The sequence below is a fragment of the Streptomyces sp. NPDC003284 genome (genome assembly GCF_053589675.1).
In genome coordinates this window covers 225,783-248,076 of record NZ_JBSFSI010000012.1, presented here as the reverse complement: position 1 = coordinate 248,076, position 22,294 = coordinate 225,783, and the positions used below count along the sequence as shown (strand labels likewise).

Here is a 22,294-nt window from a genome sequence, read left to right as displayed (position 1 = left end):
CGACTCTATCAGATCTTTTTCCGATCCGATTTCCTCGGTGCTTTCCAGGTTCCCGCTTCCGCGTTTCCCTTTCCGGCGGTTCCGACTTTATCAGAGATTCTGAGTCGGATTTCCCGCCCCCTCCGGCAACCATGTGCGGAGCGCCTGAGGCGTCCTGGTTCCCGGCTGGGCGGAGCCGTAAACGTACTGGAGCGGGGCGCCCCGATGCAAATCGAGGCGCCCCGCTGCCTGTTCGGGCTCAGACCTCCACGACCACCGGGAGGATCATCGGCCTGCGCCGGTAGGTGTCGGAGACCCACTTGCCCAGCGTGCGGCGGATGAGCTGCTGCATCTGGTGGGAGTCGGCGATGCCCTCCTGGGCGGTCTTCTCCAGGGCCTGCGTGATCTTGGGCATGACCGCGCCGAAGGCGGAGTCGTCGATGCCCGAGCCGCGGGCCTGGACGTGCGGGCCCGCGGTGACCTTGCCGGTGGTGGAGTCGACCACCACGAAGACCGAGATGATGCCCTCGTCACCGAGGATCTTGCGGTCCTTCAGCGCGGGCTCGCCCACGTCGCCGACCGAGAGGCCGTCGACGTACACATAGCCGGCCTGGACCTTGCCGGAGATCTTGGCCTTGCCCTCGACGAGGTCGACGGTCACGCCGTCCTCGGCAATGACGATCCGGTCGTGCGGCACACCGGTGAGCGCGCCCAGTTCGGCGTTGGCGCGCAGATGGCGCCACTCGCCGTGCACCGGCATCAGGTTCCGGGGGCGGCAGATGTTGTAGAAGTACAGCAGCTCACCGGCCGAGGCGTGCCCCGAGACGTGCACCTTGGCGTTGCCCTTGTGGACGACGTTGGCGCCCCAGCGGGTCAGGCCGTTGATGACGCGGTAGACCGCGTTCTCGTTGCCGGGGATCAGGGAGGACGCCAGGATCACCGTGTCGCCCTCGACGATCCGGATCTGGTGGTCCCGGTTGGCCATGCGGGACAGGGCCGCCATCGGTTCGCCCTGGGAACCGGTGCAGACGAGGACCACCTCGTGGTCGGGCAGGTCGTCCAGCGTGCGGACGTCCACGACCAGGCCCGGCGGGACCTTCAGATAGCCCAGGTCCCGGGCGATGCCCATGTTGCGGACCATGGAGCGCCCGACGAAGGCGACCCGGCGGCCGTACTCGTGGGCGGCGTCCAGGATCTGCTGGATGCGGTGGACGTGGCTGGCGAAGCTCGCCACGATGATCCGCTTGCCGGCGCCCGCGAAGACCTGGCGCAGCACTCCGGAGATGTCCCGCTCGTGCGGCGTGAAGCCGGGGACCTCGGCGTTCGTCGAGTCGGAGAGGAGGAGGTCGATGCCCTCCTCGCTCAGCCGGGCGAAGGCGTGCAGGTCGGTGAGGCGGTTGTCCAGCGGCAGCTGGTCCATCTTGAAGTCGCCGGTGTGGACCACCATGCCGGCCGGGGTGCGGATGGCGACGGCCAGCGCGTCCGGGATGGAGTGGTTGACCGCGACGAACTCGCAGTCGAAGGGGCCGATGCGCTCCCGGTTCCCCTCCGCGACCTCCAGTGTGTACGGCCGGATGCGGTGTTCCTGAAGCTTGGCCTCGATGAGCGCGAGGGTCAGCTTGGAGCCGATCAGGGGGATGTCCGGCTTCTCCCGCAGGAGATAGGGGACGCCGCCGATGTGGTCCTCGTGGCCGTGGGTGAGGACGATGCCCTCGATGTCGTCGAGGCGGTCCCGGATGGACGTGAAGTCCGGCAGGATCAGGTCGATTCCGGGCTGCTCCTCCTCGGGGAAGAGCACTCCGCAGTCGACGATCAGCAGGCGTCCGCCGTACTCGAAGACCGTCATGTTGCGGCCGATCTCACCGAGACCGCCGAGCGGGGTGACGCGGAGGCCACCGTCGGCGAGCGGCGGGGGCGGCGCGAGTTCAGGATGCGGGTGACTCAAAAGACCCTCCTCACCACACGCGCCACGTACCGGTGGGCACGTGGCGCGCGTGACTTCGTGCTGAAGCAGTTGTCGTTGTGGACTGCGCAGGCACCGGTGGCCTGCGGTTTCTCGTGCGTGTTCAGTTGTGGTGCCCGGTTCCCGGATGTGGTTTCCGGGTGGATCCGGGCGGTGCGAGAGATCTCGCGAAGTCCTGTTGTCAGAGCTGTACCCCGCCGGCGGCAAGATCGATCTTGAGCTGTTCGGTCTCTTCGGACGTCAGCTCGACCATGGGCAGCCGCAGCGGTCCGCCGGGCAGGCCCTGGAGGGCGAGCGCGGCCTTGGTGGTCATGACGCCCTGGGTGCGGAACATGCCGGTGTAGACCGGCAGCAGCTTCTGGTGGATCTCGGTGGCCTTCTGGACGTCGCCCGAGGTGTACGCGTCGACGAGGGTGCGCAGCTCGGGGGTGACCAGGTGGCCGACGACCGAGACGAAGCCGACCGCGCCGACGGAGAGCAGCGGCAGGTTCAGCATGTCGTCGCCGGAGTACCAGGCGAGCCCGGAGCGGGCGATGGCCCAGCTCGCGCGGCCGAGGTCGCCCTTGGCGTCCTTGTTGGCGACGATCCTCGGGTGCTCGGCGAGGCGGACCAGGGTCTCCGTGTTGATGGGGACCCCGCTGCGGCCGGGGATGTCGTAGAGCATGACGGGCAGGCCGGTCGCGTCGGCGATCGCCGTGAAGTGCCGGTACAGGCCCTCCTGCGGGGGCTTGTTGTAGTACGGCGTGACGGTGAGCAGGCCGTGCGCGCCCGCCTGCTCGGCGGCGCGGGCCAACTCGACGCTGTGGTGGGTGTCGTTGGTGCCGACGCCGGCCACGACGTGGGCGCGGTCTCCGACGGCGGCCACGACCGCGCGTACCAGCTCCGTTTTCTCCGCATCGCTGGTGGTGGGGGACTCGCCGGTGGTGCCGTTGACGACCAGGCCGTCGTTGCCTGCGTCCACCAGGTGGGCGGCGAGCCGCTGCGCGCCGTCGAGGTCGAGTGCGCCGTCCGCCGTGAAGGGCGTGACCATGGCGGTGAGGACCCGCCCGAAGGGGGTCTGCGGAGTCGAGGTCGGAGCCATGGGTAACACGCTACTCGCTGCTCAGGCCGGGGTCTGCCCTCGGGGCGGGCGACAAGTCGTGACAAGAGTGGAGCCCGGCACTGCCTGCTCGGGGGTTCAAGCAGTGCCGGGTCCGTTCGATCAGGCTAGATAACTTCCATAAATGCCGCAATACGGACACTTCGCGCAGCTGATCCGTACATCTGTGCCTGGCTGCGCCCCGGGGAAGGACAGGGGCGCGCGCCGCCGGTGCGGGCTACGGGGCCACCCGGCCGTTGGCGTTGAACGCGGCGTACGTGAGGGGCATGAGCTTCGCCCACTCGGCCTCCATCCGCTCCCCGACCATCTCGATCTCCCGCTGCGGGAACGACGGCACCCTGGCCAGCTCGTGCTGGGTGCGCAGCCCCAGGAAGTGCATCAGCGAGCGCGCGTTGCAGGTGGCGTACATGGAGGAGAACAGCCCCACCGGCAGGACGGCCCGCGCGACCTCGCGGGCGACCCCGGCGGCCAGCATCTCCTGGTAGGACGCGTACGCCTCGCGGTAGGTGTCCTCCATGACCCGGCCGACCAGTTCCTGCTGGGCCTGGGTGCCCTCGACGAACTCGTACTTGCCGGGCCGGCCCTGCTGGACCAGCTTGCGGGACTCGTCGGGGACGTAGAACACCGGCTGGAGCGTCCGGTAGCGGCCGGACTCCTCGTTGTAGGACCACCCGACCCGGTGCCGCATGAACTCGCGGAAGACGAAGATCGGGGCGCTGACGAAGAAGGTCATCGAGTTGTGCTCGAAGGGGCTGCCGTGCCGGTCCCGCATCAGGTAGTTGATCAGGCCCCGGGAGCGCTCGGGGTCCTTGCCCAGTTCGTCGAGGGACTGCTCGCCGATGGTCGAGACGCGGGCAGCGAAGAGCACGTCCGCGTCCGAAGCGGTGTGCTTGACCAGCTCGACGGTGACATCGCTGCGGAAGCTGGGCTTCTGGTCGTCGGCGGGGGTGTCGGTCACGGTGCGGGGGGTCCTTCCTTGCACGGCTGTCGGGCGGCGCCCACTTTACGGGGCCGTCTCACGGGGTAACGGTTCGCCCACGCGCCCCATGAATTTTCCGGAAAAGGGCACCTTTCCGGTCACTCATGCGTCTGTATGAGTGAGACACACCCGTTCGAGTTCGCACGGGGCCGACCGACCTCCGAAGGGAGCCGTACCTCCGATGTTCCGTCGGCGCGAGCCCGTCCCGTTCGCCTTCGTCGCAGAGGCCGACCGGTTCCGCAGCAATGTCGCTCCCCCGCCCCGGCGGCGGGCGTCCGTCGCACAGCTGGCCGGCCGCTGGCTGCTGGGCCTGACCATCGTCGCGGGGCTCGTGGGCTCCCTGGTGCTCGGGATGCCCGCGCTGAAGACCACGGACTCCCCCACGCAGACCCAGCAGGCCTCCGACGGCCGCTGAGGCCGTCGGCCTCCCGGATCCCCTTCCCCCTTTTCCTCCCCCTTCCCTCTCCCTTCCCCTCCCGTGCGCGGCCACCCCCTTGGCCCCCCGCGGGTGGTGAGCGACGACACGGCCGGATAGCCTCACCGGGCACAGCCCCAGCGTGGATTGAGTGAGGACCCGCCGTGCCCCTGCCCTTCCTGACGGCCGAACGCGCCTTCGACGCAGCGGACGATGTCGCGCTGCCGTTCGACGACCGCGAGCGCTGGCGGCGGCCCTACCGCCCCGGCCCCTGGCGGGTGGGGGTGGCCGCGCTGGTGCTGCTGATCGCCTCGTTCGTCATGCTGTCGGCGGTCGTCATCGCGCTGACCGGCGCGCTGACCGGCGGCACGGTCTGCCTGCTCGTGGGTGTCCTCGTCATCGCCGCCGCGCTGCGGCTGCTGCGCATGGGCGTGTGGGTGAGCGCGCGCGGGCTGCGCCGGACCGGCTTCCTGGTCACCCGTACGATCCCGTGGGCCCAGGTCGTCAGCGTCCGTACCGCCCAGCAGCCGGTGCGCTGGCTCGGGCTGCCGCGGACGGTGCAGGGCCAGGCCCTGCTGCTGGTCCGCAGGGGACGCCCGCAGGAGTCCGCACCGCCGCTGCTGACCACGCACAACGCCGACTTCCTGAGCCGGGCGACGGCGTTCGACCGGGCGGCGGACACGCTGGAGGCGTGGGCGGACGAGTACCGGCAGCGCTGAGCCGGTACGCGTCGCCGGGCCGGTCCTCGCCCCGGCCTCAGGCCGCCTGGACGGGCTTGCCCCGGTGCAGGGCGATGGCGCGCTGCATCGCCTTGCGGGCCCGGGGGGTGTCGCGGGCGTCGTGGTAGGCGACGGCCAGGCGGAACCAGGTGCGCCAGTCGTCGGGGGCCGCCTCCGTCTCGGCCTTGCGCAGCGCGAAGACCTCGTCGGCCGAGTCACGGTCGATCCGTCCGCTGGGCGTGCGCCTGAGCTGGTCGACGGGCAGGCCGCCCTCGGCGTCGAGTTCGGCGGCGAGCTGGTTGGCCCGGCGGACGAACTCGGTGTTCTTCCACAAGAACCACAGACCGATCACCGGCAGGATCAGTACGGCGATCCCGAAGGTGACCGTCACGAGCGTGCCGGACTCGATGAGCAGGACGCCGCGGCTGCCGACCAGGACGAAGTAGAAGACCAGGACGGCGGCCGTGACGAGATAGGTGATCTTCGCGCGCATGGTTCCAGGGCTCAGTTCAGGTCGAGGAAGTGCTCCAGGCCGAAGGTCAGGCCCGGAGTGGTCACCACACGGCGCACGCCGAGCAGGATGCCCGGCATGAAGCTGCTGTGGTGGAGCGAGTCGTGGCGGACCGTGAGCGTCTCGCCCTCGCCGCCCAGCAGGACCTCCTGGTGGGCGAGGAGCCCGCGCAGCCGCACGGCGTGCACGGGGACACCGTCGACGTCCGCGCCGCGGGCGCCGTCCAGGGCGGTGGCCGTGGCGTCCGGCGCCGGGGCGGTGCCGGCCTCGGCGCGGGCCGCGGCGATGAGCTGGGCGGTGCGCGTGGCCGTGCCGCTGGGGGCGTCCACCTTGCCCGGGTGGTGCAGCTCGATGACCTCGACGGACTCGAAGTAGGGCGCCGCGATCTGGGCGAACTTCATGGTGAGGACGGCCCCGATGGAGAAGTTCGGGGCGATGAGCACACCGGTCTGCGGGGACCGGTCGAGGCGTTCCCGCAGCCGCGCGAGGCGGTCGTCGGTCCAGCCGGTGGTGCCGACGACGGCGTGGATGCCGTGGTCCACGCAGAAGTCGAGGTTGTCCATCACCGAGTCGGGGGTGGTCAGCTCGACCGCCACCTGGGCGCCGCTCTCGGTGAGCGTCTCCAGCTTGTCGCCGCGGCCGAGGGCGGCGACCAGCTCCATGTCCTCGGCGGCCTCGACGGCCCGTACGGCCTCGGAACCGATCCGGCCCCCGGCACCGAGGACCGCCACGCGCAGCTTGCTCATCTCTTGCTTCCTTTGACCGAAGGGGGTGACGCGTGACCGGAGGGGGTGGCGCGGCCGGGCGTCAGGCGACCGCGTCGTGCAGGCGGGCGGCCTGCTTGTCCTTGAGCGGGCCGATGACCGACAGGGACGGGCGCTGTCCCAGGATGTCGCGGGCGACCTCGCGCACCTCGTCGGGGGTGACCGCGGCCATCCTGGCCAGCATGTCGTCGACGGAGAGGTGCTCGCCCCAGCACAGCTCGCTCTTGCCGATGCGGTTCATCAGCGCGCCGGTGTCTTCCAGGCCGAGGACGGTGGAGCCCCGGAGCTGGCCGATGGCGCGGTCGATCTCGTCGTCGGACAGGCCGTGCTCGGCGACGTGGTCGAGTTCGTCGCGGCAGATGCGCAGCACGTCGTGCACCTGGCTGGGCCGGCAGCCGGCGTAGACGCCGAACAGGCCGCAGTCGGCGAAGCCCGAGGTGTAGGAGTACACGCTGTAGGCCAGGCCGCGCTTCTCCCGGACCTCCTGGAAGAGGCGGGAGGACATGCCGCCGCCGAGGGCGGTGTTGAGGACGCCGAGGGCCCAGCGGCGCTCGTCGGTGCGGGCCAGGCCCGGCATGCCGAGCACCACGTGGGCCTGCTCCGTCCTCCTGTTCTGGAGTTCGACGCGGCCCGCGGTGCGCAGCGCGCGGCGGCCGTCGCGCGGGGCGATCGGCTCGGCCCCGGTGTTCCCCAGGGCACCGGCCTTCTCGAAGGCGGCGCGGACCTGGCGTACGACCTTGGCGTGGTCGACGTTGCCGGCGCAGGCGACCACGAGGTGGGTCGGGTCGTAGTGCTTGCGGTAGAAGCGGCGGATGCGGTCGGCGGTGAGGGCGTTGACCGTGTCGACGGTGCCGAGGACCGGGCGGCCCAGCGGGTTGTCGCCGAACATGGTGTGCGCGAACAGGTCGTGCACACAGTCGCCGGGATCGTCCTCGGTCATGGCGATCTCTTCGAGGATGGCGCCGCGTTCGACGTCGACGTCCTCCTCGCGGATCAGCGAACCGGTGAGCATGTCGCAGACCACGTCGATGGCGAGCGGCAGGTCGGTGTCGAGCACGCGTGCGTAGTAGCACGTGTACTCCTTCGCCGTGAACGCGTTCATCTCGCCGCCGACGGCGTCGAGGGCGGCGGAGATGTCCAGGGCGGAGCGGCGGCCGGTGCCCTTGAAGAGCAGGTGCTCCAGGTAGTGGGTGGCGCCGTTCAGCGAGGGGGTCTCGTCGCGGGAGCCGACGTGCGCCCAGATGCCGAAGGTGGCCGAGCGCACGGAGGGCAGGGTCTCGGTGACGACGCGCAGGCCCCCGGGGAGGGTGGTCCTGCGGACGGTGCCGATACCGGCGGTGCCCTTGATCAGGGTTTGGGTACGGGCGACGGCCCGCGCCTCCGAGGAGGTGCGGGCCGTCGCCTTGAAGCCACGGGACGTCACTTGGCGGCGTCGTCCTTCTGCTCTTCGCCGGCCTCTTCGCCCTCGATCACGGGGATCAGGGAGAGCTTGCCGCGGGAGTCGATCTCGGCGATCTCGACCTGGACCTTCTGGCCCACGCCGAGGACGTCCTCGACGTTCTCCACGCGCTTGCCGCCGGCCAGCTTGCGGATCTGCGAGATGTGCAGCAGTCCGTCCTTGCCGGGCATCAGCGAGACGAAGGCGCCGAAGGTGGTCGTCTTCACGACCGTGCCCAGGTAGCGCTCGCCGACCTCGGGCATCGTCGGGTTGGCGATGCTGTTGATCGTGGTGCGGGCGGCCTCGGCGGCCGGGCCGTCGGCGGCACCGATGTAGATGGTGCCGTCGTCCTCGATGGTGATCTCGGCGCCGGTGTCCTCCTGGATCTGGTTGATCATCTTGCCCTTGGGGCCGATGACCTCACCGATCTTGTCGACCGGGATCTTCACGGTGATGATCCGCGGCGCGTTGGGGGACATCTCGTCCGGCGTGTCGATCGCTTCCATCATCACGTCGAGGATGTGGAGGCGGGCGTCACGGGCCTGCTTGAGGGCGGCGGCCAGGACGGAGGCCGGGATGCCGTCCAGCTTGGTGTCGAGCTGGAGGGCGGTGACGAACTCCTTGGTGCCGGCGACCTTGAAGTCCATGTCGCCGAAGGCGTCCTCCGCACCGAGGATGTCGGTGAGGGTGACGTAGTGCGTCTCGCCCTCGATCTCCTGGGAGATCAGGCCCATGGCGATACCGGCGACCGGGGCCTTGAGGGGCACACCGGCGTTCAGCAGGGACATGGTGGAGGCGCAGACCGAGCCCATGGACGTCGAGCCGTTGGAGCCGAGGGCCTCGGACACCTGGCGGATCGCGTAGGGGAACTCCTCGCGGGTGGGCAGCACCGGCACGAGCGCGCGCTCGGCGAGGGCGCCGTGGCCGATCTCGCGGCGCTTGGGCGAGCCCACGCGGCCGGTCTCACCGGTGGAGTACGGCGGGAAGTTGTAGTTGTGCATGTAGCGCTTGCGGGTCACCGGGGAGAGGGTGTCCAGCTGCTGCTCCATGCGGAGCATGTTGAGGGTGGTGACGCCCAGGATCTGGGTCTCGCCACGCTCGAACAGCGCGGAGCCGTGCACGCGCGGGATGGCCTCGACCTCGGCGGCCAGCGTACGGATGTCCGTGACGCCGCGGCCGTCGATGCGCTTCTTCTCCTTGATGACGCGCTCGCGGACCAGGGTCTTGGTCAGCGAGCGGTATGCGGCGGAGATCTCCTTCTCGCGGCCCTCGAACTCGGGCAGCAGCTTCTCGGCGGCCAGGCCCTTGACGCGGTCCAGCTCGGCCTCGCGCTCCTGCTTGCCGGCGATGGTGAGCGCCTGGGCCAGCTCGGGGCGGACCGCGGCGGTCAGCGCCTCCAGGACGTCGTCCTGGTAGTCGAGGAAGATCGGGAACTCGCCGGTCGGCTTGGCGGCCTTGGCGGCGAGGTCGGACTGGGCCTTGCACAGCACCTTGATGAAGGGCTTCGCGGCGTCCAGACCGGCGGCGACGACCTCCTCGGTGGGGGCCTCGGAGCCGCCCTTGACCAGCTGGATGGTCTTCTCGGTGGCCTCGGCCTCGACCATCATGATCGCGACGTCGCCGTCCTCCAGGACACGGCCGGCGACGACCATGTCGAAGACGGCGTCCTCCAGCTCGGTGTGGGTCGGGAAGGCGACCCACTGGCCGTTGATCAGCGCGACGCGGACGCCGCCGATCGGGCCGGAGAAGGGCAGACCGGCCAGCTGCGTGGACGCGGAGGCGGCGTTGATCGCCACGACGTCGTACAGGTGGTCGGGGTTGAGCGCCATGACGGTGCAGACGACCTGGATCTCGTTGCGCAGGCCCTTGCGGAAGGACGGGCGCAGCGGGCGGTCGATCAGGCGGCAGGTGAGGATCGCGTCCTCGGAGGGGCGGCCCTCCCGGCGGAAGAAGCTGCCGGGGATCTTGCCGGCCGCGTACATCCGCTCCTCGACGTCCACCGTGAGGGGGAAGAAGTCGAGCTGGTCCTTGGGGTTCTTCGAGGCGGTGGTGGCCGACAGCACCATGGTGTCGTCGTCCAGGTACGCCACGGCGGAACCGGCGGCCTGCTTGGCCAGGCGGCCCGTCTCGAAGCGGATGGTGCGGGTGCCGAAGGAACCGTTGTCGATGACGGCTTCGGCGTAGTGGGTCTCGTTCTCCACCAGCGTTTTCTCCGTTTACTTGTCGTCTTTCGTCCCGCCCCGCCCGTGTGGCGGGGGGACGGTGGCGGAGAAGCGCTCCGTCTGGTGCGGGCCGGTCTTCGATCGAAGCTCCCGGGGCTCGTACGCCCGGGGGCCACTACCGAGGACCGGCGGCGGCGGGATGCGCTCCTCCTCGTTGCGTATGTCGTACTGCTTGGTGCGTCCGGTACGTACCGTCTCGTGCTGGTACGCACCGTCTGGTGCCGCGGTCCGTGTCCTACCGTCCGCGTCGTGCTACCACACTACAAAGCGTGAGTGACACTCCGCACGTTTCCGCACGTACGGCAAAGGGAGCGGTCCCCGATCCTCACCGGGAACCGCTCCCTTCACGGCGTCCTACTTGGCGCCCGCCGCACCGCGGCGGATGCCGAGGCGGTCCACCAGCGCACGGAAGCGCTGGATGTCCTTCTTCGCCAGGTACTGGAGCAGCCGGCGGCGCTGACCGACCAGGATCAGCAGGCCACGACGGGAGTGGTGGTCGTGCTTGTGGGTCTTGAGGTGCTCGGTCAGGTCGGAGATCCGACGGGACAGCAGAGCGACCTGGACCTCGGGGGAGCCGGTGTCGCCCTCCTTGGTACCGAACTCGGAGATGATCTGCTTCTTCGTGGCGGCGTCGAGCGACACGCGTACTCCTCATGGTCTGTGAGCGGCCACCGAGTGCCCCAGGTCTGTGTCTCCGGGGAGCTTCCGTTACTCGGGAGGCGGGGTCCGCTGGGCGCGGTCTCCAGGGCCCGTGCAGGAATGCCTGCGGCGGCGCCGGGGATGCGTACACAAACGGCCGTCACTCAGGGTACCAGGCGGTCTGGGCCGTTCCGCCCCGGGTTTCCGGAGCGGCCCGCGACGAGCGCCGCGGCCACTAGGGTGAGTCGCTGGCACCGTAGGGCTACGTCGGAAGGGGTCGCCGCGAGATGGCGGAGACGGCAGCGGAGATCAAGGCACGCAAGGAGCGCGAGCGCGACGAACTGTACGCGCTCGACATCTCGGACGTGGAGTGGCACTGCGCACCGGGCACGGAGGAGCACGAGGAGCGCGTGGAGATCGCCTATCTTCCCGACGGCGCCGTGGCCATGCGGTCCTCCCTCGACCACGGCACCGTGCTGCGCTACACGGAGGCGGAGTGGCGGGCGTTCGTGCTGGGTGCCCGGGACGGCGAGTTCGACCTGGAGCCGACCGAGCGCAACGGCGGCCTCGACGCGCAGTGAGGCGCCGCCGCACACCCCGTGCGGGTGACGGACGGTGAACGGCTGACGGGCGGCACGCGCGCGCGTGCCGCCCGTGCCGTGTCCGTCAGTCCCGGGCGCCCGCGCTGCCGATGCCGACGACGGCCGTCACCGGGTACGTCGGGTGCTTCTCGTCGGCGGTCAGCTCGCGCTGGGCGAAGTAGACCCGGCCCTGCCCCACGAGGATGTCCGACCGCTCGATGTCGGCGAGGCCGCCGTCCTCGTCGGGGAGGCCGAAGTACAGGAACGGCGTCTCCTTGCCGGTGGCCGGGTTCCAGCGGATCACCGAGGACGGTTCGATCGTGGAGTAGCTGCGCCGGAAGACCAGCAGGTCGTCCCCGCTCATCTGGAGCGGGGCCATCGGCTGCGAGGGGCGCGCGTCCAGCTTGCGGCCCGCCTTGCCGGTGCGGACGTCGAAGGCCACGATCCAGTTGGCCGCCTGGCGCAGTTCGGTGGTCTCCTTGCTGACGACGTACAGGTGGTCGCGCCCCACGACGACGCCGTCGCAGTACTCCACCTTGCCGAAGTAGCCCGCGCCGAAGTCGCGTTCGCCGCACTTGGGGTCGTAGCCGGTCATGGAGAGGGTGGCCAGGCGCTTGCCGGTGCCGTCGAGGGTGATCAGGTCGGTGACCGAGGTGTCGCCGGCCGCGACCGCGAGCACCGCCGGGTCGGACGAGGGCAGGAAGACGTCCTCGACCCCGCCGGCCACCTTGTACGTCCACAGGGGCTTGCCGGTGCGCGGCTCCAGCTTCTCGACCCGGTAGGTCGGCTCGGACGACTCGCCGCCGCACTTCTCCAGGACGAGCAGCGCCCGCCCGCCGGCGAAGCCGCTGTCCTCGCAGGCGGAGACGGTCGTGCTGTTCCAGAGCTGCTTGCCGCTCTTCATGTCGTACGCGACCGAGCCCTGGCCCCAGGCGACGGCCACCACGCCCTTGGTCATGGTCAGGTTGGTGTTGGTGACGAAGGCCCTGCTGGCCGAGGGCATCGTCACCTGCCACAGCTTCTTGCCGGTGTTCACGTCGAAGAACACCACCTGGTCGCAGACGCCCGAGTTCTCGGAGGAGCCGGACCGCACGGGCTGGACGACGACCGCCGTGCGCCCGTCGGCGGTGAGGTGCTTGCTGGTGGCGCACAGGGGGCCGTCGAGCTTGAGGGTCCACGCCTTCTCGTCGCCCGTGGCGGCGGTGGTCAGGCCCTCGATCCGGTTGCCCACGCCCTTGGCGAGCACCTTCTCGGTGGCCCAGGTGCCCGGCGCGTACCGCGGGTCGCCCTTGACGGTCTTGGCCAGGTCGCCTTCCCGGTACTCGACCAGCAGCTTGCCCTCGGGGGTGACCGGGGTCTTCTCCGTCAGTTCGCGGATGTCGTCGGGGCTCTGCGGGGCGGCCGACGGGCGGGGAGCGGCCGCGGGCCTGTCGTCCCCCGCGGACGACAGGATCCAGCCGCCCACACCGACGGCGGCGGCCACCGCGACGGCCACCGCGCCCAGCACGCGTATGCGGCGGCGTCTGCGGGTGCGGTCCGCGGCGAGCGCGGACTGGGTGTAGGGAGAGGGGGGCGGGCCGAAGCTCACGCGAGAAAATCCCTTCGTACGGGTCGTCACCCGGGGCCGTCGCACGCCGGACGGGCGTCGCGAGGCGGTCCGGGCAGGGGTCTGGGGTGCGGCACACACACGCGCGTGCCGCACCGCCGTGCGATCGAGCGGTCGTGCGGTCGAGCTGTCGAGCTGTCGAGCTGTCGAGCTGTCGAGCTGTCGAGCTGTCGAGCTGTCGAGCTGTCGGGTCAGCCGGTCATCGAGCGGACGGCGGTGTACACACCGAGCACGGCGAGGGCCAGCGGTACCAGGGTCAGCAGGACGAAGCCCTCGGCGATCTCCATGGAGCGGCCCCAGAAGGGGCTGAGTCCGCTGCGCGGGACGATCAGGCCGATCGCGGTGACCAGGACGGCTCCCGCGGCCACGGCGGCGGTGAGCCAGAGGGTGCGCAGGTCGAGGGCGCCGCGGTCGCCGTGCAGCGCGAAGTCGCGCAGGGCCTCGGCGGGCGGGTGCAGGGCGAGGCCGAGCAGCAGCAGGGCGACGGCGGCCAGGCCCGCGACCAGGACGCAGGACACCTGGGAGGTGTAGCGGAACAGCCGTGCGCGCAGCAGCATGGCCAGCCCTGTGGCCAGGGCCAGGAGCTGCGCCCACACGTCGTCGGAGAAGCCGAGGACGGCGGCCGCGGCGACCACGACCGCCGCGGTGCCGCCGACCAGCCCGAGCAGCATCTCGTGGCCGCGCCGGGCCTGGGCCGCGATGCGCTCGGCGTCGAGCGGGCCGGTGTCCGGGCCGTCCGGGCCGGGCGCGGGGTCGGGTCCGAAGTCGTCCTGCGCGGCCGAACGCGGCGAGGCGTAGCCGATCGGCAGCCGGGCGAAGCGGCTGGAGAGCCCCGGCAGGAAGGCGACCAGGCCGACGGCGACGGGGGCGCAGCCGGCGGCGGTCGCGGTGGCCGAGGCGTCGGCGAGGACGGCGGCGAAGGTGGCCAGGGTGCCGGCCAGTGCCGCGCAGGCGGCGGCGACGAAGGGCGCGTCCCCGCCGGGGGTGAGGGCGACCAGGGCGACGGCGGCGACCAGGACGGTGGCGCAGCCCAGCAGGAACTGGAGCTTGCCGGGGCCCTGTCCGGCGGCGGGGCCGACGATGCCGGAGCCCGCGATCAGCAGCAGCGGCAGGGCGCCGAGGCCCAGGCAGGCCGCGGCGGCCCGGTCGGCGTACACGCGGGCGCGTACGCCGGCGGAGGCGGTCAGCAGCACGCCGAGGGCGCCGGCGACGACGCCGGGCAGCCCGTGCATGTCGTGGCGCACGGGGTCGGCGTACCAGAGGACGAAGCCGCACAGCAGCAACAGCAGTGCGCCGGCGGCCAGTCCGGCGGCCCGCAGCAGGTCGTCGCTCCACAGGTGCCGGTCGCGGACGACGGCGGAGGCGACGGCGTCCGAGACGTCGTCGTGGACCGCGGGCGGCAGGGACTCGGCGAACGGCCTGAGCCCGAGCACCTCGCCGTCCAGGACCCGTTCGTCCGCCAGGGTGCGGGCGCCGTCGAGGACGCGGCCGTCGCGGCGCACCAGGTGGTATCCGGTGGGGGCGCCCACGGGCTGGGTCTGGCCGGTCAGGCGCAGGATCTCCGGGTAGATGTCGGCGACGGCGATGTCCTCCGGGAGGGCCACGTCGATCCGGCTGTCGGGTGCCACGACGGTGACTCGGCAGAATCCCGTCGCCGCGGACGTACTCACCTTCACTGACCCCCTGTTCGCGGATGCGCACGCTGCGGGCGTCACCCTACCGGCACGCTCCGTCGGCACCGGCCAGTAGGATCGGCGCAAAGCGAAGGGCGACCGTCGCCACGGGGGTGCCGGTGAGCGGCCGTTCGTCCGTATCGAGGGATTGATGCTCCGGTGAGCCAGATCGTCATCAAGCGCCCACCACGCACGCTACCGCCCGAAGTGCCCTCGGATGACCTGCAATTGGAGACTCCTCCCGAGCTGCCGCGCGGTCAGCAGGAGGGCATGCTGATGCAGGTCCTGCCGACGCTCGGCATGGGCTCGTCGGTGGTGTTCTACTTCGCGTCGCCCAACGCCCATCCGTTCATGCGGATCATGGGTGTGGTGATGCTGGTGTCGACCGCGGCGATGGTGGTCTCGCAGATCGTCCGGCACCGTCGCGGTACGCAAGGGCAAATGGCCGATGTGCGCCGCGACTACCTCCGCTATCTGGCCCAGACCCGGCGCGCGGTGCGCCGGACGGCGCTGCGCCAGCGGGACGCGCAGCTGTATCTGCACCCGGCGCCGGAGCAGTTGTGGTCGGTGGTCGCCGAGGGCAGCCGGGTGTGGGAACGCCGTTCCGGGGACGACGACTTCGGGCAGGTGCGCATCGGTCTCGGCCCGCAGCGGCTGGCCACTCCCCTGGTGGCGCCGCACACCGCGCCGGTGGACGAACTGGAGCCGCTGTGCGCGGGCGCGATGCAGCGGTTCCTCGCGGTGCACGGCCAGTTGGACGGGCTGCCGGTGGCGCTGTCGCTGCGCGCCTTCTACCACGTGACCGTGTCCGGCGAGCCGGAGCGCGCGCAGGCGGCGGCCCGCGCGCTGGTGGCCCAGGCGGTCACCCTGCACTCCCCCGACGACCTGGTGGTCGCCGTGGTGACGTCACCGGGCGCGCTTGCCCGCTGGGACTGGACGAAGTGGCTGCCGCACTGCCAGGTGGCGGGCCAGTTCGACGGCGCGGGCACGCGTCGGCTGTTCGGCGACGACCTGGGCGAACTGGAGCAGTTGCTGGCGGGCACCCTGGAGGGGCGTCCGCGTTTCTCCCGGGACGGCCGGCCGCTGCTGGACCGGCCGCACGTGCTGGTCGTGCTGGACGGCGGCATGGTCCCGCCCGCCTCGGCGTTCGCGGCCGTGGAGGGGATGCAGGGGGTGACGGTCGTCGAGGTCGTCCCCGGTGAGCTGGACCAGCCGCGCGGCGATCTGTCGGTGGTCGTGCGCCCGGAGCGGCTGTGGCTCGACTCCGGCGGCGGTGTCGCCTACGAGGGCGTGCCGGACGGGCTGTCGCTGCCCGCCGCCGAGGCCCTGGCCCGGCAGCTCGCCCCGCTGCGCATGGGCGGCCAGGACGACGACGAACCCCTGCTGGCCAACCTGGACTTCACCGAGCTGCTGGGGCTCGGCGACGCCTCCTCGGTGGATGTCGCCCGTACCTGGCGGCCGCGTTCGACACCGGAGCGGCTGCGGGTGCCGATCGGTGTCGGCGAGGACGGCCGGCCGGTGATGCTGGACCTCAAGGAGGCCGCGCAGGAGGGCATGGGGCCGCACGGCCTGTGCGTGGGCGCGACCGGCTCCGGCAAGTCGGAACTGCTGCGCACCCTGGTGCTGGGCCTGGCGGTCACCCACTCCTCGGAGACGCTCAACTTCGTCCTCGCCGACTTCAAGGGCGGCGCGACCTTCGCCGGGATGTCGCAGATGCCGCACGTCGCCGCCGTGATCACCAACCTCGCGGACGACCTCACCCTGGTCGACCGCATGGGCGACGCGATACGCGGCGAGCTGCAACGCCGCCAGGAACTGCTGCGCTCGGCCGGCAACTACGCCAACATCCACGACTACGAGAAGGCGCGCGCCGCGGGCGCCCCGCTGGAGCCGCTGGCCTCGCTCGTGCTCGTCATCGACGAGTTCAGCGAACTGCTCACGGCCAAGCCGGACTTCATCGACATGTTCATCCAGATCGGCCGGATCGGCCGCTCGCTGGGGGTGCATCTGCTGCTCGCCTCGCAGCGGCTGGAGGAGGGCCGGCTGCGCGGGCTGGACACCTATCTCTCGTACCGGATCGGTCTGCGGACGTTCTCCGCCGCCGAGTCCCGTACGGCGCTGGGGGTGCCGGACGCGTACCACCTGCCGTCCGTCCCCGGCTCCGGGTACCTGAAGTTCGGCACGGACGAGATGGTGCGCTTCAAGGCCGCCTATGTGTCGGGCGCGTACCGCGTGGGCGGGCCGGACACCGCCCGCGACAGCCGGCCGGCCGAGCGCCGTCCCGCGCTGTTCACCGCGCCGCCCGTGCCCGTGGCCGCCCCGGCGCCCGGCCCGGCGCGTCCGTCGCCGACGGCCCGCCCCGAGGACGACGCGCTGGCCGACACGGTCCTGGACGTGATCGTGCAGCGGCTGGAGGGCCAGGGGGTGCCCGCGCACCAGGTGTGGCTGCCGCCGCTGGACCGCGCGCCCACGCTGGACCAGTTGCTGCCCGGTCTCGCCGTGTCCGCCGAACGCGGCTTCCAGGCGGCGGAGTCCGCGCGGCCGGGCGCCCTCAGTGTCCCGCTCGGTCTGATCGACAAGCCGTTCGAGCAGAAGCGCGAGGTGCTGTACCGGGACTTCTCCGGCGCGGCCGGGCACATGATGGTCGTCGGCGGTCCGCAGTCGGGCAAGTCGACGGTCCTGCGGACCCTGGTCACCTCGTTCGCGCTCACCCACACGCCGCACGAAGTACAGTTCTACTGCCTGGACTTCGGTGGCGGCGGCCTGGTGGCGCTCGGCGACCTGCCGCATGTGGGCGGGGTCGCCTCACGCCTGGACCCGGAGCGGGTGCGCCGTACGGTCGCGGAGGTGGCCGGGATCCTCAACCGGCGTGAGCAGTTCTTCCGGACGCACGGCATCGACTCCATCGGCACGTACCGCAGGCGGCGCGCGGCGGGCGAACTGCCCGGCGAGCCCTGGGGAGACGTCTTCCTGGTCGTCGACGGCTGGGGCAACTTCAAGACGGACCACGAGGGTCTGGAGGCCGTCGTCCACGACATCGCGGGGCGGGGCCTGGGCCACGGCGTGCACGTGGTGGTGACGGCGTCGCGCTACATGGAGGTGCGGGCGGCCCTGAAGGACCAGATCCTCGGCCGGCTCGAACTGCGCCTCGGCGACGCGATGGACTCCGAGTTCGACCGCAAGGTGGCCGCCAATGTGCCGACGGGTGTGCCGGGCCGCGGCCAGGTGCCCGAGAAGCTGCACTTCATGGCGGCCCTGCCGCGGATCGACTCGTCGTCCGCGCCGGACGACCTGGCGGACGCGACGGCGCGGCTCGTCCGGTCCGTGCAAGGCGGCTGGCAGGGGCCCGCGGCCCCGGCGGTCCGGCTGCTGCCCCGCAGGTTCCCGGCCGACCAGTTGCCGAAGGGCTTCGAGTTCCCGCAGCACGGCATCGCGATCGGCATCGACGAGGAGAACCTGGAGCCGGTCTTCGTCGATCTCGACACCGACCCGTTCTTCCTCGTCTTCGGCGAGAGCGAGTCCGGCAGGACGAACCTGCTGCGGCTGATCGCCCGGCAGATCAGCGAGCGCTACACACCCGCCGAGGCCCGCATCGTCGTCGGCGACTACCGGCGCACCATGCTGGAGGCGGTGCCCGAGTCGCATCTGCTGGAGTACGCGCCCATGGCGTCGGCGATGCAGGTCCACATGGACGCGGTGCGCCAGTTCATGGAGATGCGGGCGCCGAAGCCGGACATCACCCCGCAGGAGCTGCGCGACCGCAGCTGGTGGAGCGGCCCGCAACTGTTCGTCATCGTCGACGACTACGAGCTGGTGGCCACCAACTCCGGCAATCCGCTGGCCCAGTTGGTGGAGCATCTGCCCTTCGCGCGGGACGTGGGCGTCAAGTTCGTCGTCGCGCGCAGCGCGGCCGGGGCCTCGCGGGCCATGTACGAGCCCTTCATGCAGCGCGTGAAGGAGCTGGGCGCCCAGGGCCTGGTCCTTTCGGGCGACCCGAGCGAGGGCGACCTCCTCGGCACCGTCCGGGCACGTCCGATGCCGCCGGGCCGCGGCGTGTTCGTGTCCCGCAGGCGCGGTTCGTCGCTCATGCAGGTGGGCCTGCTCACGCAACGCCACTAGGGTCGTCGCGAAGACCTGGAGCAACAGGCCGGGTCACACACTCCGTTCGGCCGAGCGGAGTGCACGGGGAGAACAACGGGGAGGCGGCTGAGGTGAGTTCGCACGGGGGCGACAGGCCGGACGGAACGCGTCACGCACCGGACACCGGTACGTCGTTCGACAGCCTCGCGGGGGTGAACCCGCAGCTGGCGCTGGACATCCAGCACAACGCCATGAAGAAGTTCAAGCAGCGCGTGGACGAGCTGCTCACGGACCTGGACACGTCCGAGGCCGCGCCCGGCAAGGTCGGCCGGGACCGCCTGACCCGGGCCCAGCTGGGCTCCGCCGACTTCAAGGAGGCGCAGTTCCTCTACGACTCCTACGCGGCCGTCCACGACGAGCTGGAGAACCTCTCGAAGGCCCTCAGCGCCCAGATCGAGGGCATGGGTCTCGCGGTCCACGCCTCACGCGTGGGCTACGCGAATCTCGACGAGGACATCAAGGCGCGGATGCGGGCGGTCAATGCGGAGGCGGAGAGGTATTACGTGGTGGGGCGGGATCCGTACACGGACCGGCGTACCGACGACCCGGCGGCTGCCGCACCGGCCGGCAGCGGTGACGAGGAGGGCCTGTGATGACCGGACGACCCGAGCGGCGGGAGCCGACACCGGCCCGCACCGACTTCGAGTCCATGACGCACGAGCAGCTCGCCGCCTTGCTGGACTCCGCGCACACGGCCGGGGCGTCCCATCTGGCCGCCAGGCTCTCCAAGGCGGCCTCGACGATCTCCAGGATCGGCTCCGATCTCATGGACCACGTGAAGTCCCTGGAGTGGCAAGGAGAAGGGGGCGACGCGTTCCGCGACTGGGGCGGTCAGACGGCGAGTTCCACGCTCCGTCTGGGCCAGTACGCGGAGGTGGCGTCCCGCTGGATGGACACCGTGTCCCAGGCCATCGCCGAGGCCAAGGCCGCCATGCCCGACACCTCGGAGACGGCACGCGCCAAGACGGACCTCGCCGACGCCCACAAGACCATCACGGCACTCCAGCAGCCCGGCGTCCACAACGACCCAGACGCCCAGCAGGCCGCCCGCACCGCCCACACAGACGCCACGGCCGCCCAGCACCGCATCGACGCGGTACGCCACGAGGCCGTCCAGCAGCTGCGGAAACTGGCGCAGACATACGAGTACTCGGCCCAACAGGTGAACGGCGTGCAACCGCCTACGTTTCCGCCGCCGGCGGGGAAGACGGGGGCCGGCAACTGGTGGGTCGGGCAGGGACGTGACGTCAGCCCGGTCAGCGCCCCTTCAAGTGGTGGGCAGAGTACCGGGCACGCGGTCGGCACGACGCGCAGCAGCAGCGTGCCGCACTCCACCACTCCGGCTCCGATTCAGAGTCAAGGATCCTTTCGTACGGCAAGTCACCACACTCCGGTATCGCAGCCCGTCTCGGTGAACATCGACTCCGTCGACGCACTGCCGCGCACGACCACGCCCTCTGCCCCCTCCGCTCCGGCCACGGTGGACCCACCGCACCGGGGAGTGCCACAGCCGAACCCTCTTCCTCGTCCCCCGTCCGTGCCCAGCAGCGGTGGACGTGAGTTCGGTCAGGTCCCTCCAAGGCGCGGCCCTGCCTCTGGTCGTGCTCCGCAGGTGGCCCCGCCGGGAAGGACCGTCCCGGGCACTCCCCGTCTCCCTCGTGAGCCAGGGATCGTCGGCGGTCGCCCGATCGCCAGTCCCGCGCGCTCGTCGAGCAGCGTCCCTCGCGGCACCGTCATCGGCGACGGAAGCACGCAGGGCCGCACCCCCATGGGCCGTGTCATGCCACCAGGCGCCCAGACTGGGCCGGGCAGCCCCGCCGGAACCGGCATGACCGGCGGACGCCGCCTCGGAACCGAGACCGGTGGCGTCGTCGGCGGGCGTACCGGACAACCGAGCCGCGTCGGCGGCCGACCCTTCACCGCCGGTGGCTCGGGACTCGTCCGACCTGCGACCGCTCCGGGCGCGTCCGACAAGGGGTCGAGGGCCGGGTTCACCGGCTCAGCCGGCCGCTCCACCGACTCGCGCAAGGACCGGGAAAAGGGTCAGCGGCCGGATTACCTCACCGAGGACGAAGAGACCTGGACACGCGAGAGCCGCCGAGCACTTCCTCCCGTGGTCGACTGAGCCGCCAGAAACAGCCAGGAAGGCATATGCGTACGAGAGAGAAGCGGGCGTTGCGGTTCCTGCCCGCCACATCGGCCCTTCTCAGCCTGCTGCTGGTGAGTCTGGCGGCCGCCCCGGCCTGCGCCGACTCCATCCGGGCACGCCAGTGGCATCTCGATGCCATGCACGCGGACGAGATGTGGAGGACCAGCACAGGCCGCGGCATCACCGTCGCCGTCGTCGACTCAGGAGTCGACGACTCTGTGGCCGACCTCAGAGGGCAGGTTCTCGACGGCAAGGACTACTCGACTCAACAAGGCGACGAGCACACCGATCTCGCCAATCACGGCACAGGGGTGGCCTCGCTCATCGCCGCCACAGGCGGGCGCGGTCCACTGAACGGCTCGTACGGCCTGGCCCCCGGCGTCAAGATCCTTCCGGTACGCATGCGCTACGCGACTGAGCAGTTCGGTCAAGTGGACGCGGGTGCCGAGTATGCCCGCACGATGTCCGAGGCCATCCACTACGTGGCAGATTCCAAGGCCCAGATCATCAACATCTCCATGGCAGCGAGTAACACCTCGGGAAGGAAGAACGTCAGCACGCCGGAATTGGCAGCCGCTGTCCGGTACGCCATCAGCAAGGGGAAATTGATCTTCGCGGGTGTCGGCAACAGCGGCGATACATCGAATCTTCCTGCCTATCCCGCTTCCACCCCTGGTGTCGTAGGGGTTGGAGCCATCACACAGAAGATCAAGCGAGCCCCATTCTCACAGCACGGCGCGGAAGTCGATGTCACCGCCCCCGGCGCGAACATGCTCCACGCCTGCGTCGGAAAGACCAAGATCTGTGAAAGTGACGGCACCAGCGACGCCACCGCCATCGCCTCGGCGTCCGCCGCCCTGATCTGGGCCAAGCACCCCGACTGGACGAACAACCAGGTGCTGCGGGTCCTCATCAACACGATGAAGGGCAACGAGAAGAGCTGGACCCGTAACGACGACTTCGGCTACGGCATTGTCCGGCCGCGCGCCGCCCTCCAGAACCCCGGTGACCCGGGGCCCCCTGACGAGTACCCGCTCCCCGACCTGGCCGCCGCGGCATCGCACTCCCCTTCCCCGAAGCCGGCCGAGTCACGGAACGCGTCGGGCACCGGCCAGGCTCACGTGTCTCCCCCGGCCGCCCCGGCCGAGCCGGAAGAGAGCGGCAGCACCCCCGTCCGGATCGGTGTCGGCATCGCGGTCGTCGTGCTGCTCGGGGGCGTCGCCACCGTCGCGGTCCTGCGTTCACGCCGCCGTCGGCGGACTCCGGTACCGCCTCCGGCCCCACCCACGTACCACCAGCCGTACGCGCAGCCCCGGCAGTACCCGCCCCACGGTCCACCGCCCGGCCATGCCGCCCCGATGCCGCCCGACGGGGCGCCGCGACCAGGGCACCACCCATGAACGAGCGGGACCGTATC

Annotated in this window: 16 protein-coding genes; 6 read left to right on the top strand and 10 right to left on the bottom strand. The window is 71.0% G+C overall.

Features of this window, described 5'->3' with window-relative positions:
- Window positions 1–238 precede the first annotated feature (238 nt).
- The 3 genes from ACWDYF_RS24870 to thyX form a co-directional block, all read right to left on the bottom strand.
- Window positions 239–1,924: a ribonuclease J gene (locus ACWDYF_RS24870; protein WP_018569353.1), complete on the bottom strand. Its 1,686-nt coding sequence runs from the start codon at window positions 1,922–1,924 to the stop codon at window positions 239–241.
- A gap of 199 nt (window positions 1,925–2,123) precedes the next feature.
- Window positions 2,124–3,023, bottom strand: coding sequence for a 4-hydroxy-tetrahydrodipicolinate synthase (dapA, locus tag ACWDYF_RS24865; protein ID WP_018569354.1), 900 nt, complete (start codon window positions 3,021–3,023; stop codon window positions 2,124–2,126).
- A gap of 235 nt (window positions 3,024–3,258) precedes the next feature.
- Complete coding sequence (gene thyX / locus ACWDYF_RS24860) at window positions 3,259–3,999, bottom strand: FAD-dependent thymidylate synthase (protein ID WP_381739366.1); 741 nt, start codon at window positions 3,997–3,999, stop codon at window positions 3,259–3,261.
- 202 nt (window positions 4,000–4,201) lie between these two features.
- Between thyX and ACWDYF_RS24855 the strand changes: the two genes are divergently transcribed.
- Window positions 4,202–4,435, top strand: a complete 234-nt coding sequence (locus ACWDYF_RS24855; RefSeq protein ID WP_064535573.1) for a hypothetical protein — start codon at window positions 4,202–4,204, stop codon at window positions 4,433–4,435.
- Between the two features lie 164 nt (window positions 4,436–4,599).
- A complete protein-coding gene (locus ACWDYF_RS24850; RefSeq protein WP_381739364.1) occupies window positions 4,600–5,154 on the top strand; it encodes a hypothetical protein in 555 nt (184 codons plus the stop codon).
- A gap of 37 nt (window positions 5,155–5,191) precedes the next feature.
- Here the strand turns inward: ACWDYF_RS24850 and ACWDYF_RS24845 are convergent, their stop codons facing one another.
- The 5 genes from ACWDYF_RS24845 to rpsO form a co-directional block, all read right to left on the bottom strand.
- Window positions 5,192–5,647, bottom strand: a complete 456-nt coding sequence (locus ACWDYF_RS24845) for a tetratricopeptide repeat protein (RefSeq protein WP_018569358.1) — start codon at window positions 5,645–5,647, stop codon at window positions 5,192–5,194.
- Window positions 5,648–5,658: 11 nt separating this feature from the next.
- Entirely contained in the window at window positions 5,659–6,411 is a 753-nt protein-coding gene (dapB, locus tag ACWDYF_RS24840) for a 4-hydroxy-tetrahydrodipicolinate reductase (RefSeq protein ID WP_381739362.1), read from the bottom strand.
- A 61-nt stretch (window positions 6,412–6,472) separates the two neighbouring features.
- Window positions 6,473–7,852, bottom strand: coding sequence for a M16 family metallopeptidase (locus ACWDYF_RS24835; RefSeq protein WP_381739360.1), 1,380 nt, complete (start codon window positions 7,850–7,852; stop codon window positions 6,473–6,475).
- On the bottom strand, window positions 7,849–10,068 hold the full coding sequence (locus tag ACWDYF_RS24830) for a polyribonucleotide nucleotidyltransferase (RefSeq protein WP_018569361.1): 2,220 nt from the start codon (window positions 10,066–10,068) through the stop codon (window positions 7,849–7,851). Before ACWDYF_RS24830 ends, ACWDYF_RS24835 begins: the two co-directional genes overlap by 4 nt.
- Window positions 10,069–10,443: 375 nt before the next feature.
- Window positions 10,444–10,731, bottom strand: coding sequence for a 30S ribosomal protein S15 (gene rpsO / locus ACWDYF_RS24825; protein WP_004982702.1), 288 nt, complete (start codon window positions 10,729–10,731; stop codon window positions 10,444–10,446).
- Window positions 10,732–11,015: 284 nt separating this feature from the next.
- On the opposite strand from rpsO, the gene ACWDYF_RS24820 reads away from it, so the two are divergent.
- A complete protein-coding gene (locus ACWDYF_RS24820) occupies window positions 11,016–11,309 on the top strand; it encodes a DUF397 domain-containing protein (protein WP_018569363.1) in 294 nt (97 codons plus the stop codon).
- Between the two features lie 85 nt (window positions 11,310–11,394).
- On the opposite strand, the gene ACWDYF_RS24815 is transcribed toward ACWDYF_RS24820, so the two are convergent.
- Both ACWDYF_RS24815 and eccD read right to left on the bottom strand, forming a co-directional pair.
- A complete protein-coding gene (locus tag ACWDYF_RS24815; protein WP_389473352.1) occupies window positions 11,395–12,897 on the bottom strand; it encodes an outer membrane protein assembly factor BamB family protein in 1,503 nt (500 codons plus the stop codon).
- 209 nt (window positions 12,898–13,106) lie between these two features.
- Window positions 13,107–14,585, bottom strand: a complete 1,479-nt coding sequence (gene eccD, locus ACWDYF_RS24810) for a type VII secretion integral membrane protein EccD (protein ID WP_389473349.1) — start codon at window positions 14,583–14,585, stop codon at window positions 13,107–13,109.
- A gap of 162 nt (window positions 14,586–14,747) precedes the next feature.
- Between eccD and eccCa the strand changes: the two genes are divergently transcribed.
- From eccCa to mycP, 3 genes are all read left to right on the top strand, one after another.
- Window positions 14,748–18,707 (top strand): type VII secretion protein EccCa, encoded by a 3,960-nt coding sequence (eccCa, locus tag ACWDYF_RS24805; RefSeq protein ID WP_389473346.1) that lies wholly within the window; start codon window positions 14,748–14,750, stop codon window positions 18,705–18,707.
- Window positions 18,708–18,880: 173 nt separating this feature from the next.
- Window positions 18,881–19,321 (top strand): hypothetical protein, encoded by a 441-nt coding sequence (locus tag ACWDYF_RS24800; RefSeq protein WP_389473344.1) that lies wholly within the window; start codon window positions 18,881–18,883, stop codon window positions 19,319–19,321.
- 1,558 nt (window positions 19,322–20,879) lie between these two features.
- Window positions 20,880–22,277: a type VII secretion-associated serine protease mycosin gene (mycP, locus tag ACWDYF_RS24795; RefSeq protein WP_389473342.1), complete on the top strand. Its 1,398-nt coding sequence runs from the start codon at window positions 20,880–20,882 to the stop codon at window positions 22,275–22,277.
- Window positions 22,278–22,294: the final 17 nt, after the last annotated feature.

Coding starts and splice junctions, on each gene's coding strand:
- dapA (WP_018569354.1), bottom strand. CDS start 3,023: ATGGCTCCGACCTCGACTCCGCAGACCCCCTTCGGGCGGGTCCTCACC.
- ACWDYF_RS24855 (WP_064535573.1), top strand. CDS start 4,202: ATGTTCCGTCGGCGCGAGCCCGTCCCGTTCGCCTTCGTCGCAGAGGCC.
- ACWDYF_RS24845 (WP_018569358.1), bottom strand. CDS start 5,647: ATGCGCGCGAAGATCACCTATCTCGTCACGGCCGCCGTCCTGGTCTTC.
- dapB (WP_381739362.1), bottom strand. CDS start 6,411: ATGAGCAAGCTGCGCGTGGCGGTCCTCGGTGCCGGGGGCCGGATCGGT.
- ACWDYF_RS24820 (WP_018569363.1), top strand. CDS start 11,016: ATGGCGGAGACGGCAGCGGAGATCAAGGCACGCAAGGAGCGCGAGCGC.
- mycP (WP_389473342.1), top strand. CDS start 20,880: ATGCGTACGAGAGAGAAGCGGGCGTTGCGGTTCCTGCCCGCCACATCG.